This window comes from Nonomuraea endophytica, assembly GCF_014203235.1.
In the GTDB taxonomy this organism is placed as follows: Bacteria; Actinomycetota; Actinomycetes; order Streptosporangiales; family Streptosporangiaceae; genus Nonomuraea; species Nonomuraea endophytica.
Window position 1 is genome coordinate 347,139 of record NZ_JACHIN010000011.1, and the last position, 14,692, is coordinate 361,830.

General features: G+C 69.6%; 15 protein-coding genes. 7 read left to right on the forward strand and 8 right to left on the reverse strand.

Annotated elements, in window-relative coordinates; genetic code table 11:
• Both HNR40_RS36230 and HNR40_RS36235 read right to left on the reverse strand, forming a co-directional pair.
• Nucleotides 1–1,221 (reverse strand): glycoside hydrolase family 16 protein, encoded by a 1,221-nt coding sequence (locus HNR40_RS36230; RefSeq protein ID WP_246509798.1) that lies wholly within the window; start codon nucleotides 1,219–1,221, stop codon nucleotides 1–3.
• A 57-nt stretch (nucleotides 1,222–1,278) separates the two neighbouring features.
• Nucleotides 1,279–2,163 (reverse strand): helix-turn-helix domain-containing protein, encoded by an 885-nt coding sequence (locus HNR40_RS36235; RefSeq protein ID WP_184969509.1) that lies wholly within the window; start codon nucleotides 2,161–2,163, stop codon nucleotides 1,279–1,281.
• Nucleotides 2,164–2,239: 76 nt separating this feature from the next.
• Here HNR40_RS36235 and HNR40_RS36240 point away from each other — a divergent pair, with 76 nt between their 5' ends.
• Nucleotides 2,240–3,031 carry an alpha/beta fold hydrolase gene (locus HNR40_RS36240; protein ID WP_184969511.1) on the forward strand — a complete coding sequence of 264 codons (792 nt, stop codon included), beginning with the start codon at nucleotides 2,240–2,242 and terminating at the stop codon, nucleotides 3,029–3,031.
• Here HNR40_RS36240 and HNR40_RS36245 read toward each other — a convergent pair.
• Together HNR40_RS36245 and HNR40_RS36250 are read right to left on the reverse strand one after the other, a co-directional pair.
• The gene (locus HNR40_RS36245) at nucleotides 3,019–3,510 is read right to left on the reverse strand and encodes a cupin domain-containing protein (RefSeq protein WP_184969513.1); all 492 of its coding nucleotides are present in this window, start codon (nucleotides 3,508–3,510) and stop codon (nucleotides 3,019–3,021) included. The two genes, HNR40_RS36240 and HNR40_RS36245, sit on opposite strands and share 13 nt — an antisense overlap.
• A gap of 2 nt (nucleotides 3,511–3,512) precedes the next feature.
• On the reverse strand, nucleotides 3,513–4,301 hold the full coding sequence (locus HNR40_RS36250; protein ID WP_184969515.1) for an alpha/beta fold hydrolase: 789 nt from the start codon (nucleotides 4,299–4,301) through the stop codon (nucleotides 3,513–3,515).
• Nucleotides 4,302–4,408: 107 nt separating this feature from the next.
• Between HNR40_RS36250 and HNR40_RS36255 the strand changes: the two genes are divergently transcribed.
• Together HNR40_RS36255 and HNR40_RS36260 are read left to right on the forward strand one after the other, a co-directional pair.
• Complete coding sequence (locus HNR40_RS36255; protein ID WP_184969517.1) at nucleotides 4,409–4,918, forward strand: MarR family winged helix-turn-helix transcriptional regulator; 510 nt, start codon at nucleotides 4,409–4,411, stop codon at nucleotides 4,916–4,918.
• 187 nt (nucleotides 4,919–5,105) lie between these two features.
• Complete coding sequence (locus HNR40_RS36260) at nucleotides 5,106–6,881, forward strand: discoidin domain-containing protein (RefSeq protein WP_184969519.1); 1,776 nt, start codon at nucleotides 5,106–5,108, stop codon at nucleotides 6,879–6,881.
• Nucleotides 6,882–6,883: 2 nt separating this feature from the next.
• On the opposite strand, the gene HNR40_RS56705 is transcribed toward HNR40_RS36260, so the two are convergent.
• The 4 genes from HNR40_RS56705 to HNR40_RS36280 all read right to left on the reverse strand — a co-directional run bounded on the left by HNR40_RS56705 (nucleotide 6,884) and on the right by HNR40_RS36280 (nucleotide 9,523).
• On the reverse strand, nucleotides 6,884–7,243 hold the full coding sequence (locus HNR40_RS56705) for a hypothetical protein (protein WP_281395639.1): 360 nt from the start codon (nucleotides 7,241–7,243) through the stop codon (nucleotides 6,884–6,886).
• Between the two features lie 9 nt (nucleotides 7,244–7,252).
• Nucleotides 7,253–8,056, reverse strand: a complete 804-nt coding sequence (locus tag HNR40_RS36270; RefSeq protein ID WP_184969521.1) for an ABC transporter ATP-binding protein — start codon at nucleotides 8,054–8,056, stop codon at nucleotides 7,253–7,255.
• 292 nt (nucleotides 8,057–8,348) lie between these two features.
• A complete protein-coding gene (locus HNR40_RS36275) occupies nucleotides 8,349–8,786 on the reverse strand; it encodes a hypothetical protein (RefSeq protein WP_184969523.1) in 438 nt (145 codons plus the stop codon).
• Between the two features lie 254 nt (nucleotides 8,787–9,040).
• The gene (locus tag HNR40_RS36280; RefSeq protein WP_184969525.1) at nucleotides 9,041–9,523 is read right to left on the reverse strand and encodes an Lrp/AsnC family transcriptional regulator; all 483 of its coding nucleotides are present in this window, start codon (nucleotides 9,521–9,523) and stop codon (nucleotides 9,041–9,043) included.
• A 34-nt stretch (nucleotides 9,524–9,557) separates the two neighbouring features.
• On the opposite strand from HNR40_RS36280, the gene HNR40_RS36285 reads away from it, so the two are divergent.
• From HNR40_RS36285 to HNR40_RS36300, 4 genes are all read left to right on the forward strand, one after another.
• The gene (locus tag HNR40_RS36285; RefSeq protein WP_184969527.1) at nucleotides 9,558–10,457 is read left to right on the forward strand and encodes an EamA family transporter; all 900 of its coding nucleotides are present in this window, start codon (nucleotides 9,558–9,560) and stop codon (nucleotides 10,455–10,457) included.
• The gene (locus HNR40_RS36290) at nucleotides 10,445–11,425 is read left to right on the forward strand and encodes an aldo/keto reductase (RefSeq protein ID WP_184969529.1); all 981 of its coding nucleotides are present in this window, start codon (nucleotides 10,445–10,447) and stop codon (nucleotides 11,423–11,425) included. Before HNR40_RS36285 ends, HNR40_RS36290 begins: the two co-directional genes overlap by 13 nt.
• Nucleotides 11,426–11,557: 132 nt before the next feature.
• On the forward strand, nucleotides 11,558–12,556 hold the full coding sequence (locus HNR40_RS36295; protein WP_246509799.1) for a carcinine hydrolase/isopenicillin-N N-acyltransferase family protein: 999 nt from the start codon (nucleotides 11,558–11,560) through the stop codon (nucleotides 12,554–12,556).
• Between the two features lie 901 nt (nucleotides 12,557–13,457).
• Nucleotides 13,458–14,687, forward strand: coding sequence for a thioesterase II family protein (locus tag HNR40_RS36300; protein WP_184969532.1), 1,230 nt, complete (start codon nucleotides 13,458–13,460; stop codon nucleotides 14,685–14,687).
• Nucleotides 14,688–14,692 lie beyond the last annotated feature (5 nt).

Consider the following 14,692-nt stretch of genomic DNA (forward strand, 5'->3'; position numbering starts at 1 on the left):
TTAACGCGCCCAGCGTTGATTGGCTCCGCCCGAGCAGTCCCAGATCTGCAGCCGGGTGCCGTTGGCCGAGCTCGCCCCGGTCGCGTCGAGGCACTTGTTGGCCTGAGGGTTGACGATCTGGCCGGTGCCGGTGTTGAACGTCCACCGCTGGGCGCCGGTGCCGTTGCAGTCGTACAACTGCACGGGCGTGCCGTTGGCGGTGCCGGCGGAGGTGACGTCCATGCACTTGCCGAGCGCGCGCACGGAGCCGTCGCCGTTCCACGACCAGTTCTGCGCGCCCGAGCCGTTGCAGTCCCAGAGCTGCACGGCGGTGCCGTTGGCCGGGTTGGCGCCCGCGACGTCGACGCACTTGCCGCCGATGCCGGTGATCTGGCCGCCACCGCCGCCCGTGGGCGGGGCGTAGACGCGGACGTAGTCGACGGTCATCGTCTGCGGGAACGTGGTGGTGGCGTCGGGGTAGCCGGGCCAGTGCCCGCCGACGGCCACGTTCATGATCATGAAGAACGGATGGTCGAAGACCCAGCGGTTGCCGCCGAGGCTGGCGGGCGTGCGCCGCTGATACTCGTTGCCGTCGACGTACCAGATGATCAGGTTCGGCGACCAGTCGACGGTGAAGGTGTGGAAGGCGTCGGCGAACGCGCCGCTGATCGAGTACGCGGCGCCGATGCCCGCGCCGCCGGAGTAGCCGGGACCGTGGAGGGTGCCGTGAACGGTGCTGGGCTCGCGGCCGATGTTCTCCATGATGTCGATCTCGCCGCTGTTGGGCCAGCCGACCGAGCCGATGTCGTTGCCGAGCATCCAGAAGGCCGGCCAGATGCCCTGACCTCGGGGAACCCTCAGGCGCGCCTCGAACCGGCCGTAGGCGCGGGTGAAGGTGGCGGCGGTCAGTAATCGGGCCGAGGTGTACTGGCAGGTCCCGTAGTGGCACTGGTAGTTGGCGGGGTTCTCCCGGCGGGCGGTGATCACCAGGTTGCCGCCGCCGTCCATGGCGGCGTTACGGGTGCTGTTGGTGTAGTACTGCTGCTCGTTGTTGCCCCAGCCGCTGCCGCCGATGTCGAAGCGCCACTTCGACTGGTCGACGGCGCTGCCGGCGGATCCGTTGAACTCGTCGGACCAGACCAGCGGTCCGGGGGCGGGAGCGGCGGCGGCGGTCGCGCTCGTGGCCATGGGGGCGAGCGTCGCGAGGAGGGTGGTGAGGGCGGCGCCGATGGCGAGCGCCATTCTTGAACGGGGGGTGTGATCCATTCGGGTTTCCTAACCGGATTCACAGAAATGGATTTACCCGAGACTGTCCGGCACGACAAGCCCGCTGTCAAGAGAGCGCTCTCTTGCAGAGAATTCAGTGGGCCAGGCCAGGTTGTCGACAGCCAGGAACGCCTCACCGGCCACGGTCGCCGGGGTCACCCCGGTGAACCCCATGACGTCCCGATGCAGGTGGGACTGGTCGGCGTAGCCCATCTCCGCCGCGACCACGGCCGCGCCTTCACCCGCGACCAGCCGGTGGGCCGCTTGGTCGAAGCGGACCAGTTTGGCGGCGCGCTTGGGCGGCAGCCCGATCTGGGCACGGAAGCGCGACCACAACCGTTTACGGCTCCAGCCGACCTCGGCCGCCAGGCCGTCGATCCGCGCCAGGCCACGCCCGCCGACGATCCGCTGCCAGGCCCTGGCCACCTCCGGATCGACGCGCGCCCCCGCCTCGAACCGGCGGGCGAGCAGCACGTCGATCAGCGTGAAGCGATCCTCCCAGGAGGAGACGCCGCCCAGCCGCTCAAGTGTCCGCGACGCCTCTCGTCCCCACAGCTCGCCCAGAGCCACGGCGGCGCCGTCCAGCTCGGCCGGGGAGACGCCCAGGACCGCGCGGGCGACCAGCGGCGACAGCCGTACCTGCACGCACTCGACGTTCTCGCCGCGCGCCCAGACCGCGCCTCCGGTCCCGAAGCCCGGTCCGGCGACGATGCTTCCGCCCTGCCGTCCGGCGGCGTGGTCCAGGATGGGCGAGCCGCTGCCGAACTCCAGCAGCAGCGTCACGGCCGGGTGCGGGACCATCCGGAGCGCGTCCAGGTCACCGACCCGGAAACCGGCCATGGTGACACCGGCCACCCGGCTGGGCCGCCGCGGGACCGCGACCTCCCACCTGGCCGCACCGTGCACGAACGTCCCCACCGCCCCATGCTACGGCGGCCCGGTTGGGGAACATTCGTCCAAGACGGCGCCGTGTGCCGGGGGCGACAGTGAGCTCATGACCGATTTCTTTGACGACGGCGACCTCCACGTGTGCCAGGACGGCCCACGCGACGCCCCGGCGCTCCTGCTCATTCATGGATCCGCGTCCTCGTCCCGCTCCTGGGACTCGCTGGTTCCGCTGCTGACCGGGTCCCATCACGTCATCCGGATCGACCTGCTCGGCCACGGCCGATCGGCCAAGCCGGACGACGTCAGCTACGCCACCGCCGACCAGGCCCGCCGGGTCGGGGCGACCCTGGACCGGCTCGGCGTCGAGCACGCCGTCGTGGCCGGTCACTCCAGCGGCGGCGTGGTCGCCACCGCGCTGGCCGAACAGCGTCCCGGCCTGGTGGACGCGCTCGTGCTGATCAACACCGGCCCCAGCCTGGACGCCTTCATCGCCTCGGAGTCCGCCGCCATCAACCCTGCGCCGTGGCCGCCGGCCGACGAGCAGATCCGCCGGTTCGCCAGCACCGGCTTCAGCCGCCCGGGTTACGAGGTCCCCCGGGAACTCCTGGACGAGGTACGCGCCATGACGTACTACTCGCTCGTCGCGACGATGCGGGCGACGACCGAATACCTGCGCCAGAAGGCGCTCCCGGACCGGCTGGCGCCCCTCGGCAAGCCACTCCTGGTGATCTTCGGGGCGGACGACCGCAGATGGCGGTCCGCATCGGCCGACGACTACCGCGTCGTCCCGGGTGCGCGGGTCGAGATGCTGCCCGGTCTCGGGCACTCGCCGATCCTGGAGGACCCGGCGCGGACCGCCGTTCCCCTGCTGGCCTTCACCGCGGCTCAGAGGAAGTAGCTGTCGTGGTCGACGAGGAACTGGGCGCGTTCGGCGTCGGTGAGGTCGCCCAGCAGGGTGATCCCTTCGAAGTATTCCTCTCGGGGCGCGCCCGGGGCGAACAGCATCAGCATGGACGCCGGCTCCCCCGACTCGTTGCGGAAGGCGTGTAGCCCGCCGACCGGGACGTAGAGATAGTCGCCGGAGACGGCGTCGATCCAGCGTTCGCCGTCGAACAGCCGCATGGTGCCGGACAGGATGAAGAACGACTCCGACATCGCCTTGTGGAAGTGGGTGCCGGGTCCGCCGAATTTCGGCCCCATGTCCACCCGGTACAGGCCGTACTCCCCTCCGGTGGAGGCGGTGGTGGACAGGTAGTGGTAGCTGGTCTCGCCGCCGGTGCCGGGTCCCGAGACGAAGTCGGGTGCGGCGGTGGAGCGCCGGAACTGGGCGTTGACCTCGCCCCGGTCGCCGAAGTAGCGGGGGTCCGGGTAGGACATCGCTAGTCCCCCTCGGCGAGGAAGCCGCGGGTGAGGCCGACCAGCCCGCTGGGGTCGGCGAACCAGTCCATGTGTCCCTGCCCCGGCACCTCGACCAGGCGGCTGCCCGCGATGGCCCGGTGCAGTTGCCGCGAGCCCTCCATCGGGATCATGGCGTCGGCGCCGAGCCCGATGACCAGGGTGGGAGCGGTGATGGCGGGCAGCAGGTCCCGGATGTCCACGCGCGCCCCGAGCTCGACCTGGCGCTCCATCCCGGCGGGCGGCCACGCGTCGGCTTGGGAGGCGGCGAGCCCGTCGTGGCCGAAGGAGTCCAGGGCCGCCGCGCTGAACCCGGTCAGGGCGGAGAACCGCTTCAGCAGGTCCCGGTCGGTCTCCAGCAGCCTGCGCCAGGTCTCGAAGTAGAAGGCGTCACGGGGTCCGGTCGAATGCGCCCACCCGCCGACCAGCACCAGCCTGCGTACCAGGGCGGGCCTGGTCGCGGCGACGGCCGCGGCGGCGACCGCGCCCAGCGAGAAGCCGAGCAGGTCCACCGGGCCGGTTCCGGCCGCTTCGATGGAGGCGGCGACCTGGTCGGCGATCAGTTCGACGGTCAGCTCAGAGCCGTCGTCCTCGGTCTGGCCGCTGCCGCTGAAGTTGGGGCGGATCACCGTGCGGGTGTCCGCGAAGTGCGGCACGACGTTGCCGAAGACCTTGTCGGCGTCACCGCCGGTGCCGTGCACCAGGGCCAGGCCCGGCCCGTCGCCGTCTACCTCGTAGTGAACCTTCGAACCCCGGACGGAGGTGAAAGGCATGTGGATCAACCCCCAGAAAGGCGATAGCTGATAAGATGAGTGCTAAGATAATGAGCGGTTACGTGAGTGTCAAGTAGATGAGCGCTCGCCTATTTTGAGGAGTCGTCATGGCCGACGCGGTGGACGCGGTGCTGGAGCAGTGGCGCCGGGAGCGTCCCGACATCGACATCTGGCCGGTCGGCATCGTCGGCCGGCTCATGCGGCTGTCGCGGATGTGGGACATGTCGATCAAGGAGGTGCTGGCCAAGCACGGCCTCGAACCCGGCGAGTTCGACGTCCTGTCGACGCTGCGGCGTTCGGGCGAGCCGTACGAGCTGACCGCGGGGACCTTCCTCAAGGTCTCCCTGGTCACCACCGGGGCGATCACCCTGCGGGTGGACAAGATGCAGGACAAGGGCCTGGTCACCCGGGTACGCGACACCGCCGACCGCCGCTCGGTCAAGATCCGCCTCACCCCGCACGGCCTGGAGGTCATCGACCGGGTGCTGCCCGAGCACATCGCCAACCAGGCCCGCCTGCTGCAGTCCCTGGACGAGGAGCACCGCGACCAGTTCGCCGCGATCATGTCGGGGTTGCTGCAGTCCTACGGCGACACCCCGTCCACCACCACCCCCTGACCGGGGGCTTTATTCTGGACTCCATAGATAGTCTCCAACAGGGCTTGCGACAGTGCGTCAGATGACGGGATGATCCCGGCATGAGGAGCCATGTCCGGAGCAATATCCTCTGGAGTCCATCAATAGTGGGCAGCAGCCCGACGGTCCTCGGAACCTCCCCTCGACCTCTCGCCGCGAAGGAATGCCCGTGCGCGTCTTAACCCCTCCCCTGGCCGTCGCCGTGGCCCTGGCCGGACTGCTCGCCGCCACCACCCCCGCCACCGCCGACCGGGGATCCAAGCCCGGCTACCGCCTCGACTGCGACGGCAGCACCTGCACCGTGGTCGCCACCGCCAGGCCCAAGCCCCACCGTGTGCAGGAGTTCGTCACCACCGTCAGAAGCGGTGAGCAGGTGTGGGCGCGCGACACCCTCTACAGCCGTGACGGACGCGTCCGCAGCCGCCCCTTCACGCTCCCCCAGCAAGACGTCACGGTCGACGTCTCCGTCACCTCCCTGCCGGAGAACCACGTGGGCACGCCGCTCCGGCTGATGTCGTGGAACCTCTTCGTCGGCGGGACGTTCGACCGCAAGGAGACCACCGGCGAGAACCTCGCCCAGATGATCGACTACATGAACGAGGTCAACCCCGACGTCTTCTTCGTGGTCGAGGGGTACGGCTCCGGCCAGAAGATCCTCGACGGGCTGAACGCCGGGCGGCGGCCGGACGACCGGTACTCCGGCGTGCAGCTCACCCAGCCGCAGGACTACAGCGTCAACGGCGACAACCTGTGGCTCTACACCAAGCTCAAGATCGAGAAGGTCTACCCGCGCTACGCCGACGCCGACATCTCCTCCTTCAACCTCGGCGGCGCCCGCCTCGGCCTGCCCAACGGCAAACACGTCCACGCGTTCAGCCTGTGGACCTGGCACGACGGCTGGGCGTACGGCGACACCCATGACGCGGCCGTGCAGAACACCCACGGCCTGCCCCGCACCAAGACCACCGAGCAGATCCTGGAGGGCGACCACTTCCGCCGGGTCGCGATGGGCAAGGCCATCCTGGAGAAGGCCATCCCGTCCTTCATCGGCGACGACGACGCCCCCGTCCTCATGGGCGGCGACCTCAACGCGCAGTCGCACCTGGACTGGACCGAGCAGTTCGCCAACGCTCCTGGTCACGGCGGGGTGGTGCTGCCCTGGCCGTACACCAAGCAGTACAGCGACGCCGGTTTCCTCGACACCTTCCGCTACGCCAACCCCGACGCCGGACGTTACCCCGGCCGCACGTGGAGCCCGTTCCACGGCATGGGCGCCATTCCCGGCCGCATCGACTACGTCTTCGCCCGGGGCAAGGACGTCCGGGTGCTGGGCTCCCGCGCCGACGTCGAGCGCCTCCCCCGCCACCAGCAGTCGCCGCTCAACCGGCCGTACCCCTTCTACTCCGACCACGGCTCGGTCGTCACCGACATCCTGATCCGCGGCAAGGGGCGGGGACCCGACCGCACACCCGTCAGCGAGCAGCCCGGCAAGGGGCGCGACATCTGGCCCGCGGCGCCCGCCGGCCGCCGTGTCCCGCCCGCCGAGCTGACCGCCACCGCCAGCACGTTCAAGCCCGGCATCGGCGATCCGGCCAGGGCCGTGGACGGCAACCTGACCACGGACTTCCACTCCGACTACCCGGTGGTGCCGCCGCAGCCGCACACCATCACCGTCGACCTGGGCCGGGTCAGGAATCTGTCCGCCGTACGCTTCCAGCCCAAGCTCCGGGTCAACATGAACGGCACCATCCTTGAGGGCATGGTGCAGGTCAGCGATGACGGCGTCACGTTCAGGGACGTCAAGCGGGTCACGTGGCCGCGCATGACCGCGCCCAACGACGTCCTTCTGGACGGCGTCGCGGCCCGGTACATCCGGCTGCGCAGTGACTACAGCCTCGGCGGCGCCTCCGCCCTGGCCGAGATCATCCCTTACGAGAACGCCTGAGGTCAGGCCCCGGGCTCCTCAGCGGTGGCGCGGCCGTCGAGGCGGGCCAGGCGCTGCTGGGCGGCCTGGGGGCTGTCGAGCCCGAGCGCTCCGGCGATGTCGCGCCAGCGCAGCCCCGCCTCGCGGGCGGCCCGCAGCAGGCTGTGCTCAAGAAGGTCGAGGTCCCGGCGGATGCCGGGAAGCAGGTAGTTCACGTACGAGTCCGCGCTGGTCTTGATCGCGCCGCCGAAGACGTACACGAACATCAGCATCATCGCGATCGGCATGATCGCGGTCGTGACGATGGTGTCCACGCTGCGCGTGATGTGGCGCAGGGACCGTCCCAGCAGGACGGCGGTGTCACCGAAGAAGTGCTTGCTCATCGTGGTTCCTTACCGGGTCCGAAGGGAGGTGCGGTGTTTTCCGTCGCCGTCCTTGCCCACGAGGGCGAGGAAGACGTCCTCGAGGGTCGGCTGCTTCTCGACGTACTCGACCTTGGCGGGCGGGAGGAGCTGCTTGAGTTCGTCCAGGGTGCCGTTGACGATGATCCGGCCCTCGTGCAGGATCGCGATCCGGTCGGCGAGCTGCTCGGCTTCGTCCAGGTACTGGGTGGTGAGCAGGACCGTGGTGCCGTTGTCGGCGAGTTCCTTGACGGCCTGCCACACCTCGATGCGGGCCTCGGGGTCGAGACCAGTGGTGGGCTCGTCGAGGAAGATGACCGGCGGGTCGCCGATCAGGCTCATCGCGATGTCGAGGCGGCGGCGCATGCCGCCCGAGTAGGTCGACACCTTGCGCGCGCCTGCCTCGGTCAGCGCGAACCGGGCCAGCAGGTCGTCGGCGATCTTGCCCGGGTTCTTGAGGTGGCGCAGCCGGGCGACCAGGACCAGGTTCTCCCGCCCGCTGAGGATCTCATCCACGGCGGCGAACTGCCCGGTGAGGCTGAACGACTCGCGCACCTCGGCGGGCTGCTTGGCGACGTCGAAGCCGTGCACGTGAGCGGTGCCCCCGTCGGCCTTGAGCAGCGTGGCCAGGATGCGCACGACCGTGGTCTTGCCCGCCCCATTGGAGCCGAGCAGCGCGAAGATGCTGCCCCGCGCCACGTCGAAGTCGACGCCGCGCAGCACTTTCAGCTCCTTGTACGCCTTTCGCAGGCCCTGTACGCGGATCGCGGGCCCTTGGGCCTGATGGACTGTCATCCGGACATCCGTTCTCTACTGAGCACTACTAGCTACTGGTACATAGTAACGCTAAATAGTGAGAGCGCAAGCCGTGGCAGGGGAAGGCGGATCGGAAGGACGCGCCGCAGGCAAGGGGTGGCTTCGCTCATGGGAGCCACCATGGCCGGGCGCTCTGACACCGGACCGTCGCGGTGCTGACAGGACGGCTGATACGACACGTCTCACCTGGTCAGCCCGGCCGGATCCCAGAGCGGCGCGCCGGAAAAGGGCGCCGCCCTGGGTCACCGATCGTCTCGCCTGGTGCGAACCCTCAGATGGGGCCCGTCACGTAGTACGTCAGGCGGTAGTAGTACGCGGTGCCGTGGAAGCCCGGCATGGGGGCGACCTTCAACCCCTGGTTGGCCTCCTGCGAGCTGACGGTCCTGGATCCGATGACCCAGCCGTCGTTCTCGCGGATCACGATCTCGATCGAGTTCTGGAAGTCGTACGACCGGTTGATGTCCCACCAGTCGCCGCCGTCCATGTTGTTCCTGCGATCGACGAAGGCGCCGTCGACCCAGAGTTCCACTTCATCGGAGAACGCCTCGGCCTCGTCGTCACAGTTGAGACGGACGATGGTCAGCCGGTAGACGTCGTCGGACTGCTCCGCCGCCACCGCGCCGGCCGCCGGGGCCAACGCGACGGTCAGAACGGCCAGGAACGCCACCAGCCAGGTAACGCTGGCCCAGCTCCGAATTCGGACTCTCACCGAATCCTCCTGTGGATCGTGTTGGTAGTGGTCCTTCCGGGACTGATACTGCGCAGCACCGATGAAGGTTCCCGCGAAGAGTGGCCATATGCGGGAAACCTCGCTTACCGATCTGTAGCGGGGTGGCCGGGTGCTCCCCTGTCCGCCGGGGCCTGCTCAGCCTGGTCACGCCGCCGAATCCGGCGGCACGTTCCGGCCGGCCCGAACCAGCTGGTTCCGCCCGCCGGCACGGCGGGAGCCCGTCCGTAAAGGCGTCACTCCAGCGGCAGGGGGCGGCGGGGCACGGGCGCGGTGTGGATGAGCGACGTGGTCGTCTGGCCGTACGGGGTGAACAGGTCCAGGATCGGTTCGAGCTCGTCGACCGCCCGCAGGTGCATGGTGAAGTAGAAGCAGTCGTCGCCGGTCATCCGGTAACACTCGACGATCTGCGGAACCTCCTGGGCGATCTTGGAAATGCGCTGGATCTCCCGGACCGCCGGGCGGATCCTGACCATCACCGTGACCGGAAAGCCCAGGGCCCGCGGGTCGACCTCGGCGCGATAGCCGGTGATCACTCCGGTCTCCTCCAGCCGCTGCACCCTGTCGGCCACCGCAGGAGCCGACAGGGCGACCCTGCGGCCCAGCTCGGCGAAGCTCACTCTGGCGTCCACCTGCAGCTCGGCGAGGATACGAAGGTCAAGGGCGTCGATTCCCTTGGGTTCGTACGTCCGCTCGGGCCTGATCTTTCGGTTCGCCATTCTCCTAAATTACGGGTTGGCCGACGATGGCGTCATGCCGCCTACCGGCCCTCGTGCCACCCTTTCCGCGGCGCCTCCGTGGACCTACTTCATCGGAAGCGCCGTCTTCCACTATCTGGGCCCGGCCTTCGCCGTGCTCCTGTTCAGCAGGCTCGCCCCGCTCGGGGTCGCCGCCTTGAGGATCTGGAGCGCGGCTCTGGTCTTCGCGCTCTGGCGCCGCCCCTGGCGTACCCTCACCAGGCTCGACGCGGCGGGGCGGTGGACGATCATCGCCATGGGCGCGGTGCTCGCGGCCATGAACGTCTGTTTCTACCTCGCGATCGCCCGCGTCCCGCTGGGGACCGTGGCCGCGATCGAGTTTCTGCCGGTCATCGCGCTGGCCGCGCTCGGCGCCCGTACGGCACGCAACCTGCTGGCCCTCGTGGCCGCCGTCGGCGGTGTCTACGTGCTGACCGACATCCGGCTCGCCGGAGAGCCGCTGGGGCTGGTGTTCGCGTTCGCCAACGCGGTGCTGTTCGCCGCGTACATCGTGCTGGCCCACCGCACGGCCCGGCGGCTGCGCGGCGTCGGCGGCATCGACGGGCTGGCCGCCGCCATGCTCGTCGCCTGCGTGTTCGTCGCGCCGGTGGCGGGGTGGCAGGCCGTTCCCGCGATGATCGACCCCGTCACGCTCGCCGCGGGCATCGCGGTGGGGATCTGCTCGTCGGTCATCCCGTACGTCTGCGACCAGCTCGCGATGGCCCGCATGGCCCGGTCCACATACGCGTTGCTGGTGGCGCTGCTTCCCGCCACGGCCACGGTGATCGGCGTCGTCGTGCTCCGCCAGCTTCCCACGCTCGCCGAGCTCGCCGGAGTCGGGCTCGTGGTGCTTTCGGTCGCGCTCCACCGGGAGCGCACCCTCACACAGAAGGACAAGGCGACATGCGATACGTGAATCTGGGCTCGTCCGGACTGCGGGTCTCCCGGATCTGCCTGGGCATGATGACCTACGGCGATCCGGATTCCTGGGAGTGGCTGCTGCGCGAGGACGCCGCCGAGCCCATCGTACGGCGTGCGGTCGAGGCCGGTGTCACCTTCTTCGACACCGCCGACATGTACTCCGACGGCGTCAGCGAGGAGATCACCGGCCGGCTGCTCGGCAAGCTCTTCGCCCGCCGCGACGACTACGTCCTGGCCACGAAGGTCTACTTCCCGACCGGTCCGGGCCAGAACGACCGGGGCCTGTCCCGCAAACACGTGCTGGCCGCCATCGACGCCTCGCTGACCAGGCTCGGCACCGACCACGTCGATCTCTACCAGATCCACCGCTGGGACCCCGAGACGCCGATCGAGGAGACCATGGAGGCCCTGCACGACGTGGTCCGGGCCGGCAAGGCACGCTACATCGGGGCCTCCAGCATGTACGCCTGGCAGTTCGCCAAGGCGCAGCACACCGCCCAGACGGCCGGTTGGACCAGGTTCGCATCGATGCAGAACCACTACAACCTCGTCTACCGGGAGGAGGAGCGGGAGATGATCCCGCTCTGCCTGGACCAGGGGGTGGGCGTCATCCCGTGGAGCCCTCTGGCCCGCGGCCTGCTCACCGGCAGCCGCCACCGAGGCAGCCGTCCGGGTACGCTCCGATCCGGCAGCGACCACCTCGCCGACCGCATGTACGAGGACGCGGACTTCGACGTCGTCGACGTGGTGCGCGCGCTGGCCGCCGAACGCGGCCTGCCACCGGCGCGGCTGGCGCTCGCGTGGCTGCTCGGCCGGCCCGGCGTGACCGCGCCGATCGTCGGGGCGAGCAGGCTGGGCCACCTGGACGACGCGGTCGCCGCGGTGGAGGTGTCCCTGAGCGAGGAGGAGACGGCCCGGCTGGAGGCCCCCTACCGGCCCCACCAGATCATCGGCCACTCCTGACCGGTTCGAACGACCTGATCGCACCGTCGCGGCCACTTCCCAGTGCTCCTGACCGGTTCGAACGACCGGATCCGGCCGTCGCGGCCCCTTCCCACGGGTGACACGGCGGGTGCCGGTAGGCAGACTACAGACATGCGGACCCCTGCTCTGGCGGTGTTGTCGGCCTTGACCCTCGCGACAGCGGCGGCGTGCGCGCCCCCCGAGGCGCCGCCGGCGCCCTCCGCCGCGGCGCCCTCCGCCGCGGCGCACACCGGCATTCTCCAGCAGACGGAGGACGAGATCGCCCGCACGACGACGAGCCTGCGCCGGCTGGATGACATGCCGCTGTACGAGATGACCTACCACGGCGGCTACAACGCGGAGGCGCCGCTCACCGAGGCGGAGCTGGCCAAGACCGGGGACGGCTGGGCGTGCTCGCTGTTCCACCGCCCCGGCACGTTCGGCAGGAACTTCGACTGGGACCCCAACCCGGCCATGGTCGTCCACGCCGACCCGCCGGACGGCTACGCCTCGATCTCGCTGGTCGACGTCTCCTACGTGTTCCCGCCGGCGGCCCGGCCGGATCTGAAGGCCGCACAGGACCGGCGGCGGCTGGCGCACGCGGTGCTGCTGCCGTTCGACGGCATGAACGAGAAGGGGCTGGCCGTCGGCCTGGCCCAGGCGCCCCACGCGGACCTGCCCGCGCGCACCCCGGGACGCACGGTCGTGAGCGGCACGCGGATCATCCGGCTCATGCTCGACCGCGCCGCGAACGTGTCCGAGGCGGTCGACCTGATGCGCCGCTACGACCTGGACTTCAGCGGCGGCCCGCAGCTCCACTATCTGATCGCCGACCGGGCCGGCAAGTCCGTGGTGGTGGAGTTCGCCGAGGGGCGCATGAACGTCATCGACGAGCGCTACCTGACCAACATCACGATGACCGGCGCCGACCGGAACACCAAACTGGCCGACCGCCGCTACCGGCTGCTGACCGAAGGCGACGGCACGGAGCCGATGCAGCTGCTCAAGCGGGTCGCCCAGACGCACACCCGGTGGTCGATCGTGTACGACCAGGAGAACCTCACCGCCAAGATCGTCACGGCGCAGCGGTGGGACCGTGTACGCGACCTGAGTCTGTCCACGGGCGGTTAGGCCGTTCCCCGAGTCCGTACGGAATAGGGCTCGGATGTCAATCAGGTGAATGAGGTGACCGGTGTTCGCGGATATCGCCGCCACGCCGGCCGCCGCACCGGACTCCATTGATTGACATATCTGGTAAAGCGCCTTCCCCGGAAACCGCTGAATAACTCCATGACGCGTGATCCACCGGTGAGAGCCGCGCCGCGCACCCCTGGCACCCCAACCCCGCACGTCGAGCGGGAGTTTCGGGGTGACCAGAGCCCGGGTTAAGGTGATCGGACAATCGTCCTGACTGATATGTGAAAGTTTTTCTCGCCTCTTGACAAGACGGGCGACAAATGAGTCCGATCACGAGTCGGCGGCCCGCCCGAGGGCGACGATCCCGGGACGGCCGGGCTTCTTCTCGCTCCGCCGCACAGAGGTTATTTCAGGTGGTTGCGCGGGACGCCAGAAGACGGCGCCGCACTTCGACCGGCCCCGCTCGTCCCTCGCCAAGGTTCCGACGAACGCCCCAAACCACAAGAAATCCCCCAGACCCCTGGGGCGGGTTTCGGTTGCCCGAATCCCATTTACGGACACGCATATCATCGCATGACCAGTGACGCAAGAGGCTCTCGTGCTGTATTCACGCGACCTCGGGCCGGCACCCGCCGGCCGCGCCGTTGACTGCACCCCGCAAACATCGATATAAGAGTAAATGTCGTGAACGGCGTGACATCACACGCTAAGTCGGGACTCTTGTGCATCTCTCTTTTTCGAGGTTGTTTCGAGGCAATTGTCGAGGAGCGCCGTAACATGGCGGTTGACGACTTTATTCAGCGACGAATCCACCACTCGCCGCACACGGTGACTGCCCGCAGGGGGGTGCTGGGCGATCAGTGACCAGTTAGCCGCGGCGCAGAATCCCCACCCCATGGATCTCCGCCCCGTCCGCACGATGATCTGCCTCCCGTATGCCGGTGGAGGCGCCAGCGCCTACAACGGCCTCCTGCGCGAGCTCGCCGGACTCGCCGATCTCAACGTCGTCCCCGTCCAGCTTCCCGGCCGGGAGAACCGCATCGTCGAACCGCCCGCCTTCACGATCGCCGAGATCGCCGACGAGGTGGCGGCCGCGACGGCCGAGCCGTACGCGCTGTATGGCCACAGCATGGGCGCCCGCCTGGCCTTCGAGGTGGTGCGCGAGCTGCGGCGGCGCGGCCTGCGCCGGCCGTCCAGGCTCTACGTCGGCGGCGCGCACCCACCGGATCGCCGGGTACCGCTGGCGGCCGCCGTGGACCTGCCCGACGACGCCTTCATCGACCAGCTCGTCCGCAGGGCGGGCGCGCTTCTTGAGCTCAAGCACCTGCCGGAGCTGCGCGAGCTGATGATGCCGGTGCTGCGCTCCGACTTCACCTGGATCAAGAACTACGCCTACGCGCCCGAGCCGCCGATCGACTCCCCCATCGTGGCCTTCACCGGGCTGGACGACGGGGAGGTCGGGGCGGCGGAGACGCTCGGCTGGGCCCGCCACACCAGCGCCGGGTTCCGCCTGCGCACGCTGCGCGGCGGTCACCTGTTCGTCCAGGACCGCCCCGCCGAGCTGGCCGCGCTCATCGCCGACGACCTCGCGGGCGAGCCCGCACCGCCCGAGCCGGACGAGCTGCACCTCTGGCTGGGCCGTCCCGCCGACCACACCGCGGTGCTGCGCCGGTACGCCGGGCGCGCCGCGCTCGGCACGAGCCACACGGGCGAGTTGACCCTGGTGGCCGCGGTCGCCGACTCCGGGCCCGGGGTCGGCGTGGCCATCCTGCGCGCGCCGGATCTCGGCGACGACCTGCCCGAGCTGAGCGGGGACGAGCTCGAGCAGATCGAGGACGCCGCGGAGGAGGACCGCCGGTGGCTGGCGCTGCGTGCCGTCACCGCGAAACGGGCGCTGATGGCCGCCGACGGTCACCAAGCCGATCCCGCGGCGGCCGGCTTCCCCGACCTCGCCGATCCCGGACCCTGGCAGGCCCAGAGCGATCCGGGGCTGGAACGGCTGGCCCGCTGGCAGGTCGTCCACCTGCCCCTGCACACCTCACGGGGAGAAGCGCTGGGCGCGGTCGCCGTGCCGCACGGCACGGTGCGGCTGAGCCTGGACATTCCCTCCGAAGAGCAAAGGTAGTGGGA

What these genes read in the sequence shown, in the direction of transcription:
- HNR40_RS36230 (WP_246509798.1), bottom strand. Translation starts at nt 1,221, where the DNA reads ATGGCGCTCGCCATCGGCGCCGCCCTCACCACCCTCCTCGCGACGCTC.
- HNR40_RS36240 (WP_184969511.1), top strand. Translation starts at nt 2,240, where the DNA reads ATGACCGATTTCTTTGACGACGGCGACCTCCACGTGTGCCAGGACGGC.
- HNR40_RS36245 (WP_184969513.1), bottom strand. Translation starts at nt 3,510, where the DNA reads ATGTCCTACCCGGACCCCCGCTACTTCGGCGACCGGGGCGAGGTCAAC.
- HNR40_RS36250 (WP_184969515.1), bottom strand. Translation starts at nt 4,301, where the DNA reads ATGCCTTTCACCTCCGTCCGGGGTTCGAAGGTTCACTACGAGGTAGAC.
- HNR40_RS36255 (WP_184969517.1), top strand. Translation starts at nt 4,409, where the DNA reads ATGGCCGACGCGGTGGACGCGGTGCTGGAGCAGTGGCGCCGGGAGCGT.
- HNR40_RS56705 (WP_281395639.1), bottom strand. Translation starts at nt 7,243, where the DNA reads ATGAGCAAGCACTTCTTCGGTGACACCGCCGTCCTGCTGGGACGGTCC.
- HNR40_RS36270 (WP_184969521.1), bottom strand. Translation starts at nt 8,056, where the DNA reads ATGACAGTCCATCAGGCCCAAGGGCCCGCGATCCGCGTACAGGGCCTG.
- HNR40_RS36280 (WP_184969525.1), bottom strand. Translation starts at nt 9,523, where the DNA reads ATGGCGAACCGAAAGATCAGGCCCGAGCGGACGTACGAACCCAAGGGA.
- HNR40_RS36285 (WP_184969527.1), top strand. Translation starts at nt 9,558, where the DNA reads ATGCCGCCTACCGGCCCTCGTGCCACCCTTTCCGCGGCGCCTCCGTGG.
- HNR40_RS36290 (WP_184969529.1), top strand. Translation starts at nt 10,445, where the DNA reads ATGCGATACGTGAATCTGGGCTCGTCCGGACTGCGGGTCTCCCGGATC.
- HNR40_RS36295 (WP_246509799.1), top strand. Translation starts at nt 11,558, where the DNA reads ATGCGGACCCCTGCTCTGGCGGTGTTGTCGGCCTTGACCCTCGCGACA.
- HNR40_RS36300 (WP_184969532.1), top strand. Translation starts at nt 13,458, where the DNA reads ATGGATCTCCGCCCCGTCCGCACGATGATCTGCCTCCCGTATGCCGGT.